Below are 15,823 nucleotides of genomic sequence, written 5' to 3' on the forward strand. Positions count from 1 at the left end.
GCGGCGGCGCGAGCAGATCCGGGAGCGGCGCGAACAGGCGCGGCTGCAGGCGCGCGAGCACGGGCTGTCGGCGGAGTCGGCGGAACGTTTCTCCGACGCGCACCGGGAGCGGGCGAAGAGCGGCGGCTCCGGCACCTCCGGGTCCGGGACCGGGTCGAGCGCGCTGACGCGCTCGCGCGCGCGGCTCGACCTGCCGCGCCCGGCGCGCCGGCGGCTGCTGCCCGAATACGACCCGGAGGCGTTCGGACGGCTGTCGGAGCGGGTCGCGCGGTTCCTGGGCACCGGCCGGTTCATCGTCTGGATGACCGTCGTCATCATCATCTGGGTGCTGTGGAACATCTTCGCTCCGGAGCACCTGCGCTTCGACCAGTACCCCTTCATCTTCCTGACCCTGATGCTGTCGCTCCAGGCCTCCTACGCGGCCCCGCTGATCCTGCTCGCGCAGAACCGGCAGGACGACCGGGACCGGGTCAACCTGGAGCAGGACCGCAAGCAGAACGAGCGCTCGCTGGCCGACACCGAGTACCTGACGCGGGAGATCGCCGCCCTGCGCATGGGTCTGGGAGAGGTCGCCACGCGCGACTGGATCCGGTCCGAGTTCCAGGATCTGATCAAGGAGATGGACGAGCGGCGGCTATTCCCGTCCGAGAGTGACGAAGGCGACCGCTAGCGGGCTTTCCTGCGGCGTGCTACCGGGCCGTACCATCGGGGCATGGCTACCGACACAAGCTCCGCCGACGCCGCCGCCGTGCCCGAACAGGATGCGATCCTGGACGCACTGGCGACGGTGAACGACCCCGAGATCCACCGGCCGATCACCGAGCTGGGCATGGTCAAATCGGTGGAGATCGGCGACGGCGGCGAGGTCGCCGTCACGGTGTACCTGACGGTGTCGGGCTGCCCCATGCGCGAGACCATCACCAACCTGGTCACCGAGGCCGTCCAGCAGGTCCCCGGCGTCACCTCGGTCGCCGTCACGCTGGACGTGATGAGCGACGAGCAGCGCAAGGACCTCGCGGCGACCCTGCGCGGCGGCACCGCCGAGCGCGAGGTCCCCTTCGCCCAGCCCGGCTCGCTGACCCGCGTCTACGCGGTCGCCTCCGGCAAGGGCGGCGTCGGCAAGTCCTCGGTCACCGTCAACCTGGCGGCGGCGATGGCGGCGGACGGCCTCAAGGTCGGCGTGGTCGACGCGGACATCTACGGCCACAGCGTGCCGCGCATGCTCGGCGTGGAGGGCCGCCCCACCCAGGTCGAGAACATGATCATGCCGCCGTCGGCGCACGGCGTGAAGGTCATCTCCATCGGCATGTTCACCCCGGGCAACGCGCCCGTGGTGTGGCGCGGGCCGATGCTGCACCGGGCGCTCCAGCAGTTCCTGGCCGACGTGTTCTGGGGCGACCTGGACGTGCTGCTGCTCGACCTGCCGCCGGGTACGGGCGACATCGCGATCTCCGTGGCCCAGCTGGTGCCGAACGCCGAGATCCTCGTGGTGACCACCCCGCAGCAGGCGGCGGCCGAGGTCGCGGAGCGGGCCGGCTCGATCGCCGTGCAGACCCACCAGAAGATCGTCGGCGTCGTCGAGAACATGTCCGGGCTGCCGTGCCCGCACTGCGACGAGATGGTCGACGTGTTCGGCTCGGGCGGTGGCCAGAAGGTCGCCGACGGCCTGACCAAGACGATCGGCGCGAACGTGCCGGTGCTCGGCTCGATCCCGATCGACGTCCGGCTGCGCGAGGGCGGCGACGACGGCACCCCCGTCGTCCTGTCCGACCCCGACTCCCCGGCCGGCGCGGCCCTGCGCGCCATCGCCGGCAAGCTCGGCGGCCGCGCCCGCGGCCTGGCGGGCATGTCCCTGGGCATCACGCCGCGCAACAAGTTCTGATGTGACCGAGGTGTGGGCAGTCGTGCCGCCGGGGCGGCACGACTGCCCACACCGGCACCACAGACTGCCCGCACGGGCCGCGCGGCGTTGAGGGCACCGCCGACCGGCGGTGCCCTTTCCGTTCTCCGGCTACTCGTACGCGCCGAAATCCCCGATCACCGAGAACCCGATCCCGTACGCGCTCATCCCCCGCCCGTACGCACCGAGATGGACCCCGCTCCCGGTGGACCCCGCGAGCACCCAGCCGAACTCCGACTCGCGGTAGTGGAACAACGTCGGCTCCCCGTCCACGGGCAGCGACAGCGTCGACCAGTCCGCGCCCGCGAGGTCGTCGGCCAGTTCCCACGCCGCCTCGGTCTGCTGGTCGAGCCAGTCGTCGCGCAGGCTGTGGTCCATCTGCCCCGGCCAGCTGTAGGCCAGCAGCCCGGAGCCGGCCAGCCAGGCCGCCGAGGAGACCGAGGTGGCCTCCAGGACGCCGGTGCCGTCACCGCTGCGGCGCAGCGGGTTGCTGGCCACGGTGATGACCACCGCGAAGCGTTCCTTCTCCCCGGTGGCGATCTCGCCGCGGGCGGAGGGTTCGTCCCCGTGGCCGGTGGAGCCGTGCTCCACCGTGCCGTCGGCGCCGGCGGCGACCTGCATGAGCCAGCGGGGGCCGGTGAAGGCCCCGTCCAGCCCGTACCAGGGGAAGTCGGCCCGCAGGTAGCCCTCGGCCGCCCGGCGGGCCGCCGGTACGGGCGCCGCGGCCGCGTCCGCGGGCTGCGGATGCTCCTGCGGCACCGTCTGTGGTGGTGCGGGCGTCTCCGCGGGCTGGGTGCCTACCCGGCTACTGCTCGTGGTCTCCATCTGCGCGGCCTCTCGTTCCGTGGGGTCCGGAACGGCCCTCCCCCTCGCTTCGCTGGGGGGACCCCGTCCCTCGGGCGTCCTGGGTCCGGACTCAAGGAGGATAGCCATCCGACCGCGGATAGCCGGGCAGGCGGGCGCGCGAGTGGTATCGGGTGGCTCAGGTGGCGTCGGCGTCGTAGGGCGTGCGCTGCTCCTGCGCCGGGGCGGCGGGCTTCTTCACCATGTCCGGTGCGCCGGACGCGGCGGGCGCGGCGGGCGCGGCGGCGGAGCCGGTCGCCGGAGCCGGGTCGGACTCCTTGCTGTTGACCGCGTCGGTGACGTCGTTGAGTTCCTTGCGGAGATCGAAGCTGCTCCGGATCTCCTTGAGGTCCTCGTTCTCGGTCAGCTGCTTGCGGATGAAGGTCTTCGGGTTCAGGTCCTCGAACTCGAAGTCCTTGAACTCCGGCCCGAGCTCGGAGCGGATGTCCTGCTTCGCGCTGTCGGAGAACGCGCGGATCTTCCGGATGACGCCGGTGACGTCCTGGATGACCTTGGGCAGTTTGTCCGGGCCGAAGATGAGAATGGCCAGCACCACGATCGTGACCAGCTCGAGTGCGCCTATGTCGTTGAACACCTTGCCGCTCCTCGGCTCTCTTCACGTCAGCCCGACACACGGTACCCGGCCGGGTCCACAGGCCAATACACCAGGACCGCATGATTGCCGGACCGGCCACGGTTTCACCCGCCCGTCATGATCCGTTCGCCGATCCGAGCACCACTTCCAGGGTGCGCTCCCCGCCCCCGCGCAGCACGGTGAGGGTAAGCGGATCGCCCGGCCGGTGGGCCCTGATCTTGATGACGAGCTCGTCGCCGCCGTGTACGCGCACCCCGTCGACCTTGGTGATCACGTCGCCCGGTCTGATCCCCGCGCGGGCTCCGGGCCCGTCCGCGGTGACCGCCGGCCTGCCGGCCTCGCCCTTCTCCCCCACGCGGGCCCCGTCGCCGGAGTACTGCATGTCCAGGGTGACGCCGATGACGGGATGGGTCGCGTGGCCGGTGCGCATCAGCTCCTCGGCCACGCGCTTGCCCTGGTTCACCGGGATGGCGAACCCGAGGCCGATGCTGCCGCGCTGCTGTCCGGAGCTGTCCCCGCCGTCGCCCCCGCGGATGGCGCTGTTGATGCCGATGACCTGGGCCTGGGCGTCGAGGAGCGGGCCGCCGGAGTTGCCGGGGTTGATGGGGGCGTCGGTCTGCAGGGCGTCGACGTAGCTGACGTCGCTGCCGTCGCCCTTGTCCCCGCCCGCGGTGATCGGGCGGCCGGTGGCGCTGATGATGCCGGCGGTGACGGTGTTGGAGAGGTCGAAGGGGGCGCCGATCGCCACGACCGGGTCGCCGACCTTGACGTTCTCGGAGTTGCCGAGCGCGAGGGGTCGCAGACCCCGTACGCCGTCGACCTTGACGACGGCCAGGTCGTAGCCGGTGTCTCCGCCGACCAGCTCGGCGTCCACGCTCTCGCCGGTGCTGAAGGTGACGGTTATCGTCCGGGCCCCGTGGACCACGTGGTTGTTGGTGAGGATGTGGCCCTGTGCGTCGAGGACGAAGCCGGTGCCCGTCGAGCTGCTCTCCGCGCCGTTGACGTGCAGGGTGACCACGCCGGGCAGTGCGGTGGCGGCGATCCCGGCGACGCTGCCGGGGGCCCGGCCGCGGTCGGCCGCGGGGGCCGCCTGCGGGAGTTCGAGACGGGTACCGGCCCGCCGCTCGGCGAGGACTCCGGCGTAACCGCCGATGGCGCCCGCCAGCAGCGCGATCCCGACGGCGAGGGCGAGGCCCCGGCGCAGCCGGATGCGGGGGGAGCCCGCCTTGCCCTGGTCCACCGTCTGCAGCGGCCGCGCGCCCCACGGGTCGTAACGCGGCTGCGCGTCCGTCTCCGGGTCCGGCACGGGGCCCGCCTGCGGGACCGCTCCGGGGGCGGTGCGCGGGGCCGGTACGGCCGACCCGTACGCGCCGGCGGACGGCTCGGGCCGGCTCCACCACAGGGGTACGGGGGCGGCGGCGGGGGGTGCCGTCTCCTGCGCGGCGTCCGTGCCCGGGTCCGCGTCCGCGTCCGCGGCCGGGCCGGCATCGGCGGGCGCGGCCGTACGCGGATCCGTGCCCGGGGCCGTCTCCGAGGAGCCCCGCGGGGCCGGTACGGCCGGCTGGTGGGCGCGCGCGGATCCCTCGGGGCGGCTCCACCACCGGGGCAGCGGGGCGGGGACCGGATCCGGCGCCGGATCGGTCTGCTGACTGTCGGACATGGGCGCTCCCCGCCTACCTGTCTGTCTCCGCCGGCCGCCCGGGGCGGCACATCTGGCGGAGATTCAACCAGGTTGCCCGCTCCGCCCGTCCCAGCGGGCCGCAGGGGCGGTCGCGGAGGCGGCACCGGACCCGGGAGGCCATCGCGCCCCGGACGCCGTCACAGCGGCACCTCGGGGCCCGGCAAGGTCCGAAAGGGACGGCCTAGCGGGACAGGGAGACCGGGCGGGCCGACGCGGAGGTCGTGGTGAGGGGCGGGGACGGGGGCACCGCGAGGGGAGCGCCGGGGTGGAAGGTCGGGCCGGTGGCCGGCTTCGGCATCCGGTTCTCCCGCACCACCGCGTCGAACACCGGCACCACGGGGCCCGTCCGCGCGGCGGGGGCCTCGCCCCGGGCGTTGGGCTCGATCGCGTCCATCGGCAGCGATCCGCCCAGCGCGATCGCGGCGAGCGACACCGCCCCGGCGGCCACGAACGCGAAGCGGCGCCGCTGGCGGCCGGCTTCGTGTATCCGGAAGCCCTGCTGCCGCGCCGGGTCGGCGGCGGCCGCGGCCGCGGTCGGCGCGTAGGCGAAGGGGGAGGAGGAGAAGGGGTCGGCGCCCGGCGGCGGGCCGAAGGGGCCGGCCGGACCCGGGGAGCCGTCGGAGCCGCCTCCCGGCAGACCCTGGAGCCGCGCCAGCAGTCCCGCCGACAGCGGCGGCGGCGCGCTCTCCACGAACATGGTCTTCAGGCGCCGCTGCGCATCGGCCTCGGCCTTGCACCTGGGACACGTGGCCAGGTGCGCCAGCACCCGCTCACGCGCGTCGTGCCCCAGCTCCCCGTCCACGAGGGCGGCGAGCCGGTCGCCCAAATGCTGTTCGGCGGAGGACGCCTGTTCAGCGGGCGACGGGGACGGACTGATCCCGCTCACTCGGCTCCGCCCTCTCCCCCGGCGCCGGGAGCGCCCACCGCCACGCCGGCCAGCGCACGCTGCTCCGCGCGGGCCTCGGGAGAACGGTGCTTGAGCGCCTTGCGCAGGTGCGAACGGCCGCGGTGGATACGGCTGCGCACGGTGCCGAGCTTCACGCCGAGCGTCGCGGCGATCTCCTCGTACGACAGGCCCTCGATGTCGCACAGCACCACGGCCGCGCGGAATTCGGGCGCGAGGGTGTCCAGCGCCTGCTGGACGTCCGCGTCGAAGTGGGTGTCGTGCAGTACCTGCTGCGGGGACGGCTCACGGCTCGGGAGCCGCTCGGCGGCGTCGTCGGCCAGGGCGTCGAAGCGGATCCGCTGCTTGCGGCGGACCATGTCCAGGAAGAGGTTCGTGGTGATCCGGTGCAGCCAGCCCTCGAAGGTGCCGGGCGTGTACGTGGACAGCGAGCGGAAGACGCGGACGAAGACTTCCTGCGTCAGGTCCTCGGCGTCGTGCTGGTTACCCGTCAGGCGGTAGGCGAGACGGTAGACCCGCGCGCTGTGGGTGCTGACGATCTCCTCCCACGTGGGAGGGGTCCACGCCTGGGAGCCCGCATCTGCGGCGAAGGTCGCGGTGGTTGCGGTGTCTGCGGTGCGGAAACGGTCAGCGATGTTGGTCACGGATTTCGGCTCGCCAGCCGACCAGAAGAGGCGTCGGAGGACACCCCCACGATCCACAGGCGCAGCCGCACCTCCCCTGTCGGCTCTGGTGGTGTCCAGCGGATTCCCTACCATAGCCACCCCTCCCGTCAGCTCCGGATAAGTGTTTTTGCAGTAACTTTGCACGGGCACCGGGTCCCGGACCGCTCTTGCGTCTCTACTGCTCTCAACGCCCGGTCCCATCTGCGGGTTCCCGACTCCAGCGGATACAGTCACCGTTGCGCCAACTATGGGGACAGGAGAGGGTCATTACCGGCAACCGGCAGACGAGCTGGGCGTTCGCCGACGCGTTTGTCGCCGAGGACGACGCTCTGCGATGGGCCCGCGACCGGTCCAGGGAAGCGGGCCTGCGTTCCGTCTCCCCCGGCACCGGGGCCGCGCTGCGCCTGCTCGCCGCCACGGCGGACGCCAAGGCGGTCGCCGAGATCGGCACCGGAACCGGCGTGTCCGGCATCCACCTCCTGCACGGAATGCGCGCCGACGGGGTCCTGACCACCGTGGATCCCGAGCCGGACCGGCAGGCGTTCGCCCGCCAGGCCTTCCGGGCCGCCGGCTTCGCGGGAAACCGCGCCCGCTTCATCCCGGGCCGCGCCCTCGACGTGCTGCCCCGGCTCGCCGACGGCGGATACGACCTCGTCTTCTGCGACGGGGACCCGTCCGAATCCCTCGACTACCTCGCTGAATCGTTGCGCCTGCTGCGACCCGGCGGCCTGGTGTGCTTCGAGGGGGTCTTCTCCGACGGCCGTACGGTCGACTCCGCGGCCCAGCCGGTGGAGGTGCTCCGCGTCCGCGAGCTGCTGCGCAGCGTCCGCGAGAGCCCGGCCCTGGAGGCCGCCCTGCTCCCGGTGGGCGACGGCCTGCTGTGCGCCGTACGCCGCTGAGGCCCGCGGCCGCGCAGACCCGTCACCCGAAGCCCCGCATCCGGCACGCCGCCCCGGGGGGCGGGCGGGAGCGGGCGGACACAACACTGCCCCGACCGCTGATCGCGGCCGGGGCAGTGCAGAGAATGCGGGGAAAGTACTGTCAGCGTCCCCGGGGGGTCAGCCGACGACCTTCTTCAGGGCGTCACCCAGGGCGTCCGCCTCGTCCGGAGTCAGCTCGACGACGAGCCGACCGCCGCCCTCGAGCGGTACGCGCATGACGATGCCCCGCCCCTCCTTGGTGACCTCGAGCGGGCCGTCGCCCGTCCGCGGCTTCATGGCCGCCATGCTCGTTCCCCTTCCTGAAACCAGTTCATCGTCAGCCGACGGCCCCATTCAGGTGCCTAGTGCCCGGCATCGAACACATTGCTTCCAGGCCATTATCCCGCATGTCAGGACCCGATGACCAACATCGGGTGGGAACGCTTGTGCAACGCGCTCGACCAAAACCACTCATTTCGGGGACCGCCCTGCGATACTTCGCCGCCACACCGCGCGAATGCCCTCCGGTTCGTTTGACGCACATCACATGTGAGACCACGGTCCGGTCCGCCATGCTGGCCCTTGCACCGGCCGGTACCGGCCGGTAGCCAGCCCGCGACGAAGGGGGACCCCCGCCATGGCCGACAGCGTGCTCTACGAAGTGACCGACGGACTCGCGACCATCACGATCAACCGTCCCGACGCCATGAACGCCATGAACACCGAGACCAAGGTCGCCCTGCGCGACGCGGCCTCGGCCGCGGCCGCCGACCCGGCGGTACGGGCGGTGCTGCTCACCGCGGCGGGCAACCGCGCGTTCTGTGTCGGCCAGGACCTCAAGGAGCACGTCGGCAATCTGGCGGCGGACCGCGAGCACGGGTCCTCGCTCACCATGAACACCGTCGCGGAGCACTACAACCCGATCGTCCGGGCGCTGACGCAGATGCCGAAGCCGGTGGTCGCGGGCGTGAACGGCGTCGCGGCGGGCGCGGGCTTCGGTTTCGCGCTGGCGGCGGACTTCCGGGTGGTCGCGGACACCGCCTCCTTCAACACCTCGTTCGCCGGGGTCGCCCTGACCGCCGACTCGGGCGTCTCGTGGACGCTGCCGCGCCTGATCGGCGCCTCGCGCGCCTCCGACCTGCTGCTCTTCCCCCGGTCGGTGAAGGCCGCGGAGGCCCTGGAACTCGGCATCGCGAACCGGGTCGTCCCCTCCGACGAGCTGGCCGCGGAGGCCCTGGCCGTGGCCCGGCGGCTGGCCGAGGGGCCGACGGTCGCGTACGCCGCGCTGAAGGAGTCCCTCGCGTACGGGGCCTCGCGGTCCCTGTCCGAGGCGCTGGACCACGAGGACACCCTCCAGGCCCGTGCGGGTGCCTCCGAGGACCACGCGATCGCCGTCGCGGCCTTCCTCGCGAAGGAGGCTCCGCGCTACCTGGGCCGCTGACCGGGTCCCCTCCGGGTGCCCCGGGGACCGGCCCGCCGACCGGCCCCGGGGGCGGGGGCTTCAGGACGGGTCGCGGGAGACGCAGCGGGCCAGGTGGTCGTTGACCAGGCCGCAGGCCTGCATCAGGGCGTAGGCCGTCGTGGGGCCGACAAAGCGGATGCCCGCCTTCTTCAGGGCCTTGGCCAGGGCCGTCGACTCCGGGGTCACCGCCGGGATCTCCTCCGTGGTCATCGGCGCGGCGCGCCGCCGGCCCGCGGGGGCGTGGGACCAGATCAGGGCGTCCAGCTCCCCCGGCTCCCACCCGGCCAGGGTCTTCGCGTTGGCCACGGTCGCCTCGATCTTGGCCCGGTTGCGGATGATCCCCTCGTCACCGAGGAGCCGCTCCACGTCGGGCGCGCCGAACTCCGCGACCCGCGCGATCTCGAAGCCCGCGAACGCCGCCCGGAACCCCTCGCGCCTGCGCAGGATCGTCAGCCACGAGAGCCCCGACTGGAACGCCTCCAGGCACAGCCGCTCGTAGAGCGCGTCGTCCCCGTGGACCGGGCGCCCCCACTCCGTGTCGTGGTAGGCGACGTAGTCCTCGGTGGCCAGCCCCCACGGGCACCGCAGCCCGCCGTCCGGCCCTGCGACGGGTCCGCTCACTGCCCGGTCCCGGCGTCCTTGGCCAGGTCCACGGAGGGCCCGGCGGGCGTCGTGGCGGGCGCCGCGGCGGCGGTGAGCTCGGCGATCCGCGCGTCCCGTTCCGCCAGCTCGGCCGCCAGGCGCTCCAGTACGTCGTCCACGTCGGCCATCCGGTACCCACGCGGGGCGACGGGCAGGCGCAGCTCGTCGATGTCCTCCCGCACGACGGGACGGTTCTCCGGCAGCGCGTCGGACAGCCGGTCGGGCTCGGCCTCCGGCAGCACGGCCTCGGATCCTCCGCCGGCCACCGCCAGGGTGACGCCGGCGACGACCACGACCAGCGCGATGAGCAAGAACGCGAACACGATCAACTCCCCTGAGAGACTCCGGCCACCAGGTTAAGGTCGCAGGCGAGGCGCAAGGGCCGCCGAAGGAGGAAAGAGCAGGATGCTGCGACTGGGCAGGCGCGAGTTCGACACCCACGAGCCGGTGATCATGGCCATCGTGAACCGGACCCCTGACTCCTTCTACGACCAGGGCGCGACCTTCCGCGACGAGCCGGCCCTGGACCGGGTCGAGCAGGCGGTGGCCGAGGGTGCCGCGATCATCGACATCGGCGGGGTGAAGGCCGGTCCCGGCGAGCACGTGGACGCGGCCGAGGAGGCCCGGCGCACGGTGGGCTTCGTCGCCGAGGTGCGCCGCCGCCACCCGGACGTGGTGATCAGCGTCGACACCTGGCGCCACGAGGTCGGCGAGGCCGTCTGCGAGGCCGGGGCCGATCTGCTGAACGATGCCTGGGGCGGGGTCGATCCGAAGCTCGCGGAGGTCGCCGCGCGCCACGGCGCCGGGATCGTCTGCACCCACGCGGGCGGGGTGGAGCCGCGGACCCGGCCGCACCGGACGGAGTACGAGGACGTGATGGCGGACATCCTGCGGGTCACGGTCGGCCTCGCCGAGCGTGCGGCGGCGCTCGGTGTCCCCCGGGAGTCGATCATGATCGACCCCGGTCACGACTTCGGGAAGAACACCCGCCACTCCCTGGAGGCCACCCGCCGCCTCGCGGAGATGGCGCAGACGGGCTGGCCGGTGCTGGTCTCCCTCTCCAACAAGGACTTCGTCGGCGAGACCCTCGACAAGCCGGTCAAGGAGCGCCTCCTGGGCACCCTGGCCACGACGGCCGTCTCGGCCTGGCTCGGTGCCCAGGTCTACCGCGTCCACGAGGTCGCGGAGACGAAGCAGGTCCTGGAGATGGTCCGCTCGATCCAGGGCCACCGTCCCCCGGCGGTCGCCCGCCGGGGGCTGGCGTAGCGCGCCGGGGACTACCTGGCGACTTCCTTCGTCACGAGCGCGATCGCCTCTTCCACGTCGTCGGTGACGTGGAAGAGGTACAGGTCCTTCTCCGAGGCCTTGCCCTGGGCGATGACCGTGTTCTTCAGCCAGTCCAGGAGCCCGCTCCAGTACGCCGTGCCGAACAGCACGATCGGGAAGCGGGTGATCTTCTGCGTCTGGACCAGGGTCAGGGCCTCGAACAGCTCGTCGAGGGTGCCGAGGCCGCCCGGCAGCACCACGAAGCCCTGGCTGTACTTCACGAACATCGTCTTGCGGACGAAGAAGTAGCGGAAGTTCAGCCCGAGGTCGACGTGCTGGTTGAGCCCCTGCTCGAAGGGCAGCTCGATGCCCAGGCCCACCGAGATGCCGTTGGCCTCACGCGCGCCCTTGTTGGCCGCCTCCATCGCGCCCGGGCCACCGCCCGTGATCACCGCGAAGCCGGCCTCCACGAGCGCGCCGCCGATCCGCACGCCCGCCTCGTACTCCGGCGAGTCCACGGGCGTCCGGGCCGAGCCGAACACGCTGATCGCCGGCGGCAGCTCCGCCAGCGTGCCGAAGCCCTCGATGAACTCCGACTGGATGCGCAGGACCCGCCAGGGATCGGTGTGCACCCACTCGGAGGGCCCGGCCGAATCCAGCAGCCGCTGGTCCGTCGTACTGCCCGCCTGCACCTGGCCCCGCCTCCTCAGCACCGGCCCGAGCTGCTGCTCCTCGGGCCGACGACGAGCGGACCCTTCAGGGTTGCCCATGATGTGCTCCCTCCTGCTGATCGTTGGATCAGGTTAGGCGCACAAAGGTGACGAGAAGCGGAATTCAGGAGGTCAGCCAGGCGCGGAGTCGCTCCTCGCAGTGGAGGATCGCCTTCGTCTCCACCCGTTCGTCGACCTTGTGGGCCAGCAGGGCGTCGCCCGGGCCGTAGTTGACCGCCGGGACGCCCAGCGCGCTGAAGCGGGAGACGTCCGTCCAGCCGAACTTCGGCATGGCGTGGCCGCCGACCGCCTCCATGAAGGCCGCGGCCGCCGGGTGCCCGAGTCCGGGCAGGGCGCCGGGCGAGGAGTCGTCGACGACGAACTCGGAGATGTCGCAGTCCGCGAACACCTCCCGTACGTGCGCGAGCGCCTCCTCCTGGCTGCGGTCGGGCGCGTACCGGAAGTTCACGGTGACCGTGCAGGCGTCCGGGATGACGTTGTTGGCGACGCCGCCCTCGATGCGGACGGCGCTGAGGCCCTCGTGGAACTCCAGGCCGTCGATGACGGGCCTGCGGGGCTCGTAGGCGGCCAGCGTGGCCAGGATCGGACCGGCGGTGTGGATGGCGTTGGAGCCCATCCAGCTGCGCGCGGAGTGGGCGCGCTCGCCGGCCGTGCGGAGCAGGACCCGCAGGGTGCCCTGGCAGCCGCCCTCGACCTCGGCGTTGGAGGGCTCGAGGAGGACGGCGAAGTCGCCGGTCAGCCAGTCGGGGTGGGCTTCGGCGACCTTGCCGAGGCCGTTGAGGTCGGCGGCGACCTCTTCCTGGTCGTAGAAGACGAAGGTGAGGTCGCGGTTGGGTTCCGGGACGGTGGCCGCGATGCGCAGCTGCACGGCCACCCCGGACTTCATGTCCGTCGTGCCGCAGCCCCACAGGACGTCGTTCTCGTCCAGGCGGGAGGGGACGTTGCCGGCGATCGGCACGGTGTCGAGGTGCCCGGCGAGTACGACGCGTTCGGCGCGGCCGAGGTGGGTGCGCGCGACGACGTTGTTGCCGTAGCGGTCCACGGTCAGGTGCGGCAGGCCGCGCAACGCGTGCTCCACGAGGTCGGCGAGGACCTTCTCGTCGCCGCTCACGGAAGGGATGTCGACGAGCCGGGCGGTCAGCTCGGCGGCGTCCAGGGTGAGGTCCAGCTCGGATTCGGACATGGAGCTGACCCTAACCCCCCGGACTGCGGCAAAGCCTTGTCCGTCCGGCCGATGGGACGCGTCGAACGGCTCAAGTACGGTGGGCGGCGTGTCGCAGACCGAGCAGCCCCGACCCCGTCGCCGCCGCCGCCCGCTCCGCTGGGCCGCCGGTTTCCTGGTGCTGGTGGCGGTCGCCGGGTACTTCTTCGTGCAGCGCGCGTCGAACGGCGGAGGGGGCACTCCCTACTGCACGGCCTCGGTCGATCCCATGGACGTCGGCGCCGGTCAGGCCACCGGCCAGTCCTACGAGATGTCCCCGGAGCAGGCGGCGAACGCGGCGACGATAGCCGCCGTCGGGGTTTCCAGGGGGATGCCGGACCGGGCCGTGACGATCGCGCTGGCGACCGCGATGCAGGAGTCGATGCTGCGCAACCTCGACCACGGCGACCGCGACTCGCTCGGGCTGTTCCAGCAGCGGCCCTCGCAGGGCTGGGGCACGCCCGCACAGATCATGGACCCCGTGTACTCGGCCGGGATCTTCTACGAACGGCTGGAAGAGGTCAAGGGGTACTCGCGGATGCCGCTGACGGTGGCCGCGCAGAAGGTGCAGATGAGCGCCTTCCCGCAGGCGTACGCGAAGCACGAGCCGGACGCGACGGTCCTGACCACGGCCTTCACCGGTGGCGGCCACCTGACCTGCACCGGGCCGGCGCCCGCCCGGGCCGGTGATCCGGCGAAGGTCAGGGCGGAGCTGTCCCGGCTGGTCGGCAAGAACGGGCCGCACATGCTGCCGGCGGCGCCGGGCGGAACCGCCGGGGCCCCGGCGGACGGGACGGCCCGGGAGGCCGAGGTGACCCTGGTCGCGAAGGGGGGCGACGGCGAGGCGGCGAGGCGCTCCGGGCAGGCGCTCGCGATGTGGGCGGTGGCCAACTCCCGCGAGCTGGGGATCGCCCGGGTCTCGTACTCCCTGAGCGCGTGGATCGCGGGCGCGGACGGCGACCGGTGGCGGGGCAAGGACGCTGCGGGGGCCAAGGACGGCGCCGGGGACCCCCGCGGCGCGCCCCCGGGGCAGATCCGGATCTTCGTGCGCGCCTGAGTCGCCGGGCCCCGTCCGGGCCGGCCAGGGCCACCCGCCCGGGCCGGTATGGGCCGCCCGTCCGGGCCGGCCAGGGTACTCGCTCGGACGTACGAGCCGTCCTCCGATCGGGGGTGACCCGTACGGCGGACACGGAGGCCCCGGAGGCCGGACAAGTGCAGGTCGGCGCGGCTCCAACCCGGTTGGCACGGAAGCCGATTAAACGATGCGTTACTGATCCTTTACCCATCGGCTCCGCAACTCGCGCCCCCCTCCGAGCGGTTGTAACGGCGTACTCAGCCGCTACCGCTTAGGAGCATCATGTCCCTCCCCCTGACCCGCCGGATCGCCCGTACCGCGCTGCTCCTCGCAGCCGGGGCAGCTCCCGTGGTCGGTGCGGCCGGCGTGGCCAGCGCCGCGGGCCTGGAGTCCGTGCCGCAGCTGGGCGCGCTCACCGCGCCGGACGCGGCGGCCCCCGCCGTGGACGGCACCGCCGCGACCGCCACGGAGACCGCGGGCACCGCGACCAAGACCCTCCCGGCCCTCCCGGCCGCCCCCGCCGACCTGACCGGCACGGCGGGCTCCCTCCTCGGCGGGCTCCCGGCGGGCCTGCCGGGCGGCCTTCCGGGCGGGCTGCCCGGTGGTCTGCCGGGCGGGCTGCCGGGCCTCGGCTAAGCGCCGCCGCAAGAACACCGAGGGGCCCGGGAGCACGAACTCCCGGGCCCCTCGGGCCGTCCGTAGGCGCGTGCGCTACGGCGCCAGCCGCTTGACCGCCGCCGCGACGCGCTCGTCCGTGGCCGTGAAGGCCACCCGGACGAAGCGCGCGCCCGCCTCGCCGTAGAAGTCGCCCGGCGCGACCAGGATGCCCAGCTCCGCGAGGTGGGCGACCGTGTCCCAGCAGGGCTCGTCGCGGGTCACCCACAGGTACAGGCTGGCCTCGCTGTGCTCGACGCGGAAGCCGTGCGCCTCCAGGGCCGTGCGCAGCGCGTCCCGGCGGGCCGCGTAGCGCACCCGCTGCTCCTCCACGTGCGCGTCGTCGCCCAGCGCCGCCACCGTGGCCGCCTGGACCGGGGCCGGGGTCATCATGCCGCCGTGCTTGCGGATCTGGAGCAGCTCGCCGAGGACCTCGGCGTCACCGGCGATGAAGGCCGCCCGGTAGCCGGCCAGGTTGGACCGCTTGGAGAGCGAGTGCACGCTCACGATGCCCTCGTAGGAGCCCCCGCAGACCTCGTCGTGCAGGACGGAGACGGGCTCGGCCTCCCAGCCCAGTTCCAGGTAGCACTCGTCGCTGAAGATCAGCACCCCGTGCTCGCGGGCCCAGGCCACGATCCGGACGAGCTCCTCCTTCGGGAGGACCTTCCCGGTGGGGTTGGAGGGGGAGTTCAGCCACAGCAGCTTCACGCGGGCCGGGTCGAGATCGGTGGTGGGGTCGTCGTAGACCACCGGTTCGGCGCCGCACAGCCGCGCGCCGACCTCGTACGTCGGGTAGGCGAGCCGGGGGTACGCCACCTGGTCGCCGGCGCCGAGGCCCAGCTGGGTCGGCAGCCAGGCCACCAGCTCCTTGGAGCCGACGACCGGCAGGACGTTGCGGTGCCCGGCGGCGCTCGCGCCGAGGCGGCCGCGCACCCAGCCGGTGATCGCGTCGCGCAGGGCGGCGGTGCCCCACACCGTGGGGTAGCCCGGGGAGTCCGCGGCCTCGATCAGGGCACGCTGGACCACTTCCGGCACCGGGTCGACCGGGGTGCCGACGGAGAGGTCGACGATGCCGTCCGCGTGGGCCGCCGCCGTCGCCTTGTACGGCTCCAGCTTGTCCCAGGGGAAGACGGGAAGACGGGCTGAGACTGCGGCCACGATGCGCTCTTTTCGCTTTCCAGGGGTGGTTCGTTGTACCGGTGGACTGCGCCGGTGGACCGCGCCGGCCGCAAACACCTCGGCCCCGTGCGGCTGTGAGCCGTACGGGACCGAGGGACGCGCGTG

18 protein-coding genes are annotated in these 15,823 nt (G+C 73.0%); 7 read left to right on the forward strand and 11 right to left on the reverse strand.

Going from position 1 to position 15,823, the window contains the following annotated elements:
• Positions 1 to 163 precede the first annotated feature (163 nt).
• Together OG904_RS09280 and OG904_RS09285 are read left to right on the forward strand one after the other, a co-directional pair.
• Complete coding sequence (locus OG904_RS09280; protein WP_328304065.1) at positions 164 to 670, forward strand: DUF1003 domain-containing protein; 507 nt, start codon at positions 164 to 166, stop codon at positions 668 to 670.
• 42 nt (positions 671 to 712) lie between these two features.
• Positions 713 to 1,882: an Mrp/NBP35 family ATP-binding protein gene (locus tag OG904_RS09285; RefSeq protein ID WP_405489215.1), complete on the forward strand. Its 1,170-nt coding sequence runs from the start codon at positions 713 to 715 to the stop codon at positions 1,880 to 1,882.
• A 129-nt stretch (positions 1,883 to 2,011) separates the two neighbouring features.
• Here the strand turns inward: OG904_RS09285 and OG904_RS09290 are convergent, their stop codons facing one another.
• The 5 genes from OG904_RS09290 to sigE form a co-directional block, all read right to left on the reverse strand.
• Positions 2,012 to 2,725, reverse strand: coding sequence for a hypothetical protein (locus OG904_RS09290; RefSeq protein WP_405489217.1), 714 nt, complete (start codon positions 2,723 to 2,725; stop codon positions 2,012 to 2,014).
• A gap of 157 nt (positions 2,726 to 2,882) precedes the next feature.
• Positions 2,883 to 3,338, reverse strand: a complete 456-nt coding sequence (locus OG904_RS09295; RefSeq protein WP_405489219.1) for a sec-independent translocase — start codon at positions 3,336 to 3,338, stop codon at positions 2,883 to 2,885.
• A gap of 115 nt (positions 3,339 to 3,453) precedes the next feature.
• Positions 3,454 to 4,998, reverse strand: coding sequence for a S1C family serine protease (locus tag OG904_RS09300; RefSeq protein ID WP_405489221.1), 1,545 nt, complete (start codon positions 4,996 to 4,998; stop codon positions 3,454 to 3,456).
• A 202-nt stretch (positions 4,999 to 5,200) separates the two neighbouring features.
• Positions 5,201 to 5,905, reverse strand: a complete 705-nt coding sequence (locus OG904_RS09305; protein ID WP_405489223.1) for an anti-sigma factor family protein — start codon at positions 5,903 to 5,905, stop codon at positions 5,201 to 5,203.
• Complete coding sequence (gene sigE, locus OG904_RS09310; RefSeq protein ID WP_405489225.1) at positions 5,902 to 6,681, reverse strand: RNA polymerase sigma factor SigE; 780 nt, start codon at positions 6,679 to 6,681, stop codon at positions 5,902 to 5,904. Before sigE ends, OG904_RS09305 begins: the two co-directional genes overlap by 4 nt.
• Before the next feature lie 143 nt (positions 6,682 to 6,824).
• On the opposite strand from sigE, the gene OG904_RS09315 reads away from it, so the two are divergent.
• A complete protein-coding gene (locus tag OG904_RS09315; RefSeq protein ID WP_267757465.1) occupies positions 6,825 to 7,487 on the forward strand; it encodes an O-methyltransferase in 663 nt (220 codons plus the stop codon).
• 159 nt (positions 7,488 to 7,646) lie between these two features.
• On the opposite strand, the gene OG904_RS09320 is transcribed toward OG904_RS09315, so the two are convergent.
• Positions 7,647 to 7,814, reverse strand: a complete 168-nt coding sequence (locus OG904_RS09320) for a DUF3117 domain-containing protein (protein ID WP_003966491.1) — start codon at positions 7,812 to 7,814, stop codon at positions 7,647 to 7,649.
• 331 nt (positions 7,815 to 8,145) lie between these two features.
• Here OG904_RS09320 and OG904_RS09325 point away from each other — a divergent pair, with 331 nt between their 5' ends.
• A complete protein-coding gene (locus OG904_RS09325; RefSeq protein ID WP_405489227.1) occupies positions 8,146 to 8,949 on the forward strand; it encodes an enoyl-CoA hydratase/isomerase family protein in 804 nt (267 codons plus the stop codon).
• Between the two features lie 60 nt (positions 8,950 to 9,009).
• Here the strand turns inward: OG904_RS09325 and OG904_RS09330 are convergent, their stop codons facing one another.
• Both OG904_RS09330 and OG904_RS09335 read right to left on the reverse strand, forming a co-directional pair.
• Positions 9,010 to 9,591 (reverse strand): DNA-3-methyladenine glycosylase I, encoded by a 582-nt coding sequence (locus OG904_RS09330; RefSeq protein WP_405489229.1) that lies wholly within the window; start codon positions 9,589 to 9,591, stop codon positions 9,010 to 9,012.
• Positions 9,588 to 9,941, reverse strand: a complete 354-nt coding sequence (locus OG904_RS09335; protein ID WP_405489231.1) for a DivIVA domain-containing protein — start codon at positions 9,939 to 9,941, stop codon at positions 9,588 to 9,590. The genes OG904_RS09330 and OG904_RS09335 overlap by 4 nt, the downstream gene beginning before the upstream one ends.
• A 76-nt stretch (positions 9,942 to 10,017) precedes the next feature.
• Here OG904_RS09335 and folP point away from each other — a divergent pair, with 76 nt between their 5' ends.
• On the forward strand, positions 10,018 to 10,878 hold the full coding sequence (gene folP, locus OG904_RS09340) for a dihydropteroate synthase (protein WP_405489233.1): 861 nt from the start codon (positions 10,018 to 10,020) through the stop codon (positions 10,876 to 10,878).
• 11 nt (positions 10,879 to 10,889) lie between these two features.
• Here the strand turns inward: folP and OG904_RS09345 are convergent, their stop codons facing one another.
• Positions 10,890 to 11,648 carry a TIGR00730 family Rossman fold protein gene (locus tag OG904_RS09345; protein WP_405489235.1) on the reverse strand — a complete coding sequence of 253 codons (759 nt, stop codon included), beginning with the start codon at positions 11,646 to 11,648 and terminating at the stop codon, positions 10,890 to 10,892.
• 64 nt (positions 11,649 to 11,712) lie between these two features.
• Positions 11,713 to 12,792 (reverse strand): succinyl-diaminopimelate desuccinylase, encoded by a 1,080-nt coding sequence (gene dapE, locus OG904_RS09350; RefSeq protein WP_405489237.1) that lies wholly within the window; start codon positions 12,790 to 12,792, stop codon positions 11,713 to 11,715.
• Between the two features lie 79 nt (positions 12,793 to 12,871).
• Here dapE and OG904_RS09355 point away from each other — a divergent pair, with 79 nt between their 5' ends.
• Both OG904_RS09355 and OG904_RS09360 read left to right on the forward strand, forming a co-directional pair.
• Positions 12,872 to 13,867, forward strand: a complete 996-nt coding sequence (locus OG904_RS09355) for a hypothetical protein (RefSeq protein ID WP_405489239.1) — start codon at positions 12,872 to 12,874, stop codon at positions 13,865 to 13,867.
• A 300-nt stretch (positions 13,868 to 14,167) separates the two neighbouring features.
• Positions 14,168 to 14,521, forward strand: coding sequence for an ATP-binding protein (locus OG904_RS09360; RefSeq protein ID WP_405489241.1), 354 nt, complete (start codon positions 14,168 to 14,170; stop codon positions 14,519 to 14,521).
• A gap of 75 nt (positions 14,522 to 14,596) precedes the next feature.
• On the opposite strand, the gene dapC is transcribed toward OG904_RS09360, so the two are convergent.
• A complete protein-coding gene (gene dapC, locus OG904_RS09365) occupies positions 14,597 to 15,697 on the reverse strand; it encodes a succinyldiaminopimelate transaminase (RefSeq protein ID WP_405489243.1) in 1,101 nt (366 codons plus the stop codon).
• Positions 15,698 to 15,823: the final 126 nt, after the last annotated feature.

This window comes from Streptomyces sp. NBC_00096 (assembly GCF_045041305.1).
GTDB lineage: Bacteria > Actinomycetota > Actinomycetes > Streptomycetales > Streptomycetaceae > Streptomyces.

What these genes read in the sequence shown, in the direction of transcription:
- OG904_RS09285 (WP_405489215.1), top strand. Translation starts at nt 713, where the DNA reads ATGGCTACCGACACAAGCTCCGCCGACGCCGCCGCCGTGCCCGAACAG.
- OG904_RS09290 (WP_405489217.1), bottom strand. Translation starts at nt 2,725, where the DNA reads ATGGAGACCACGAGCAGTAGCCGGGTAGGCACCCAGCCCGCGGAGACG.
- OG904_RS09300 (WP_405489221.1), bottom strand. Translation starts at nt 4,998, where the DNA reads ATGTCCGACAGTCAGCAGACCGATCCGGCGCCGGATCCGGTCCCCGCC.
- sigE (WP_405489225.1), bottom strand. Translation starts at nt 6,681, where the DNA reads ATGGTAGGGAATCCGCTGGACACCACCAGAGCCGACAGGGGAGGTGCG.
- OG904_RS09320 (WP_003966491.1), bottom strand. Translation starts at nt 7,814, where the DNA reads ATGGCGGCCATGAAGCCGCGGACGGGCGACGGCCCGCTCGAGGTCACC.
- OG904_RS09325 (WP_405489227.1), top strand. Translation starts at nt 8,146, where the DNA reads ATGGCCGACAGCGTGCTCTACGAAGTGACCGACGGACTCGCGACCATC.
- folP (WP_405489233.1), top strand. Translation starts at nt 10,018, where the DNA reads ATGCTGCGACTGGGCAGGCGCGAGTTCGACACCCACGAGCCGGTGATC.
- OG904_RS09345 (WP_405489235.1), bottom strand. Translation starts at nt 11,648, where the DNA reads ATGGGCAACCCTGAAGGGTCCGCTCGTCGTCGGCCCGAGGAGCAGCAG.
- dapE (WP_405489237.1), bottom strand. Translation starts at nt 12,792, where the DNA reads ATGTCCGAATCCGAGCTGGACCTCACCCTGGACGCCGCCGAGCTGACC.
- OG904_RS09360 (WP_405489241.1), top strand. Translation starts at nt 14,168, where the DNA reads ATGTCCCTCCCCCTGACCCGCCGGATCGCCCGTACCGCGCTGCTCCTC.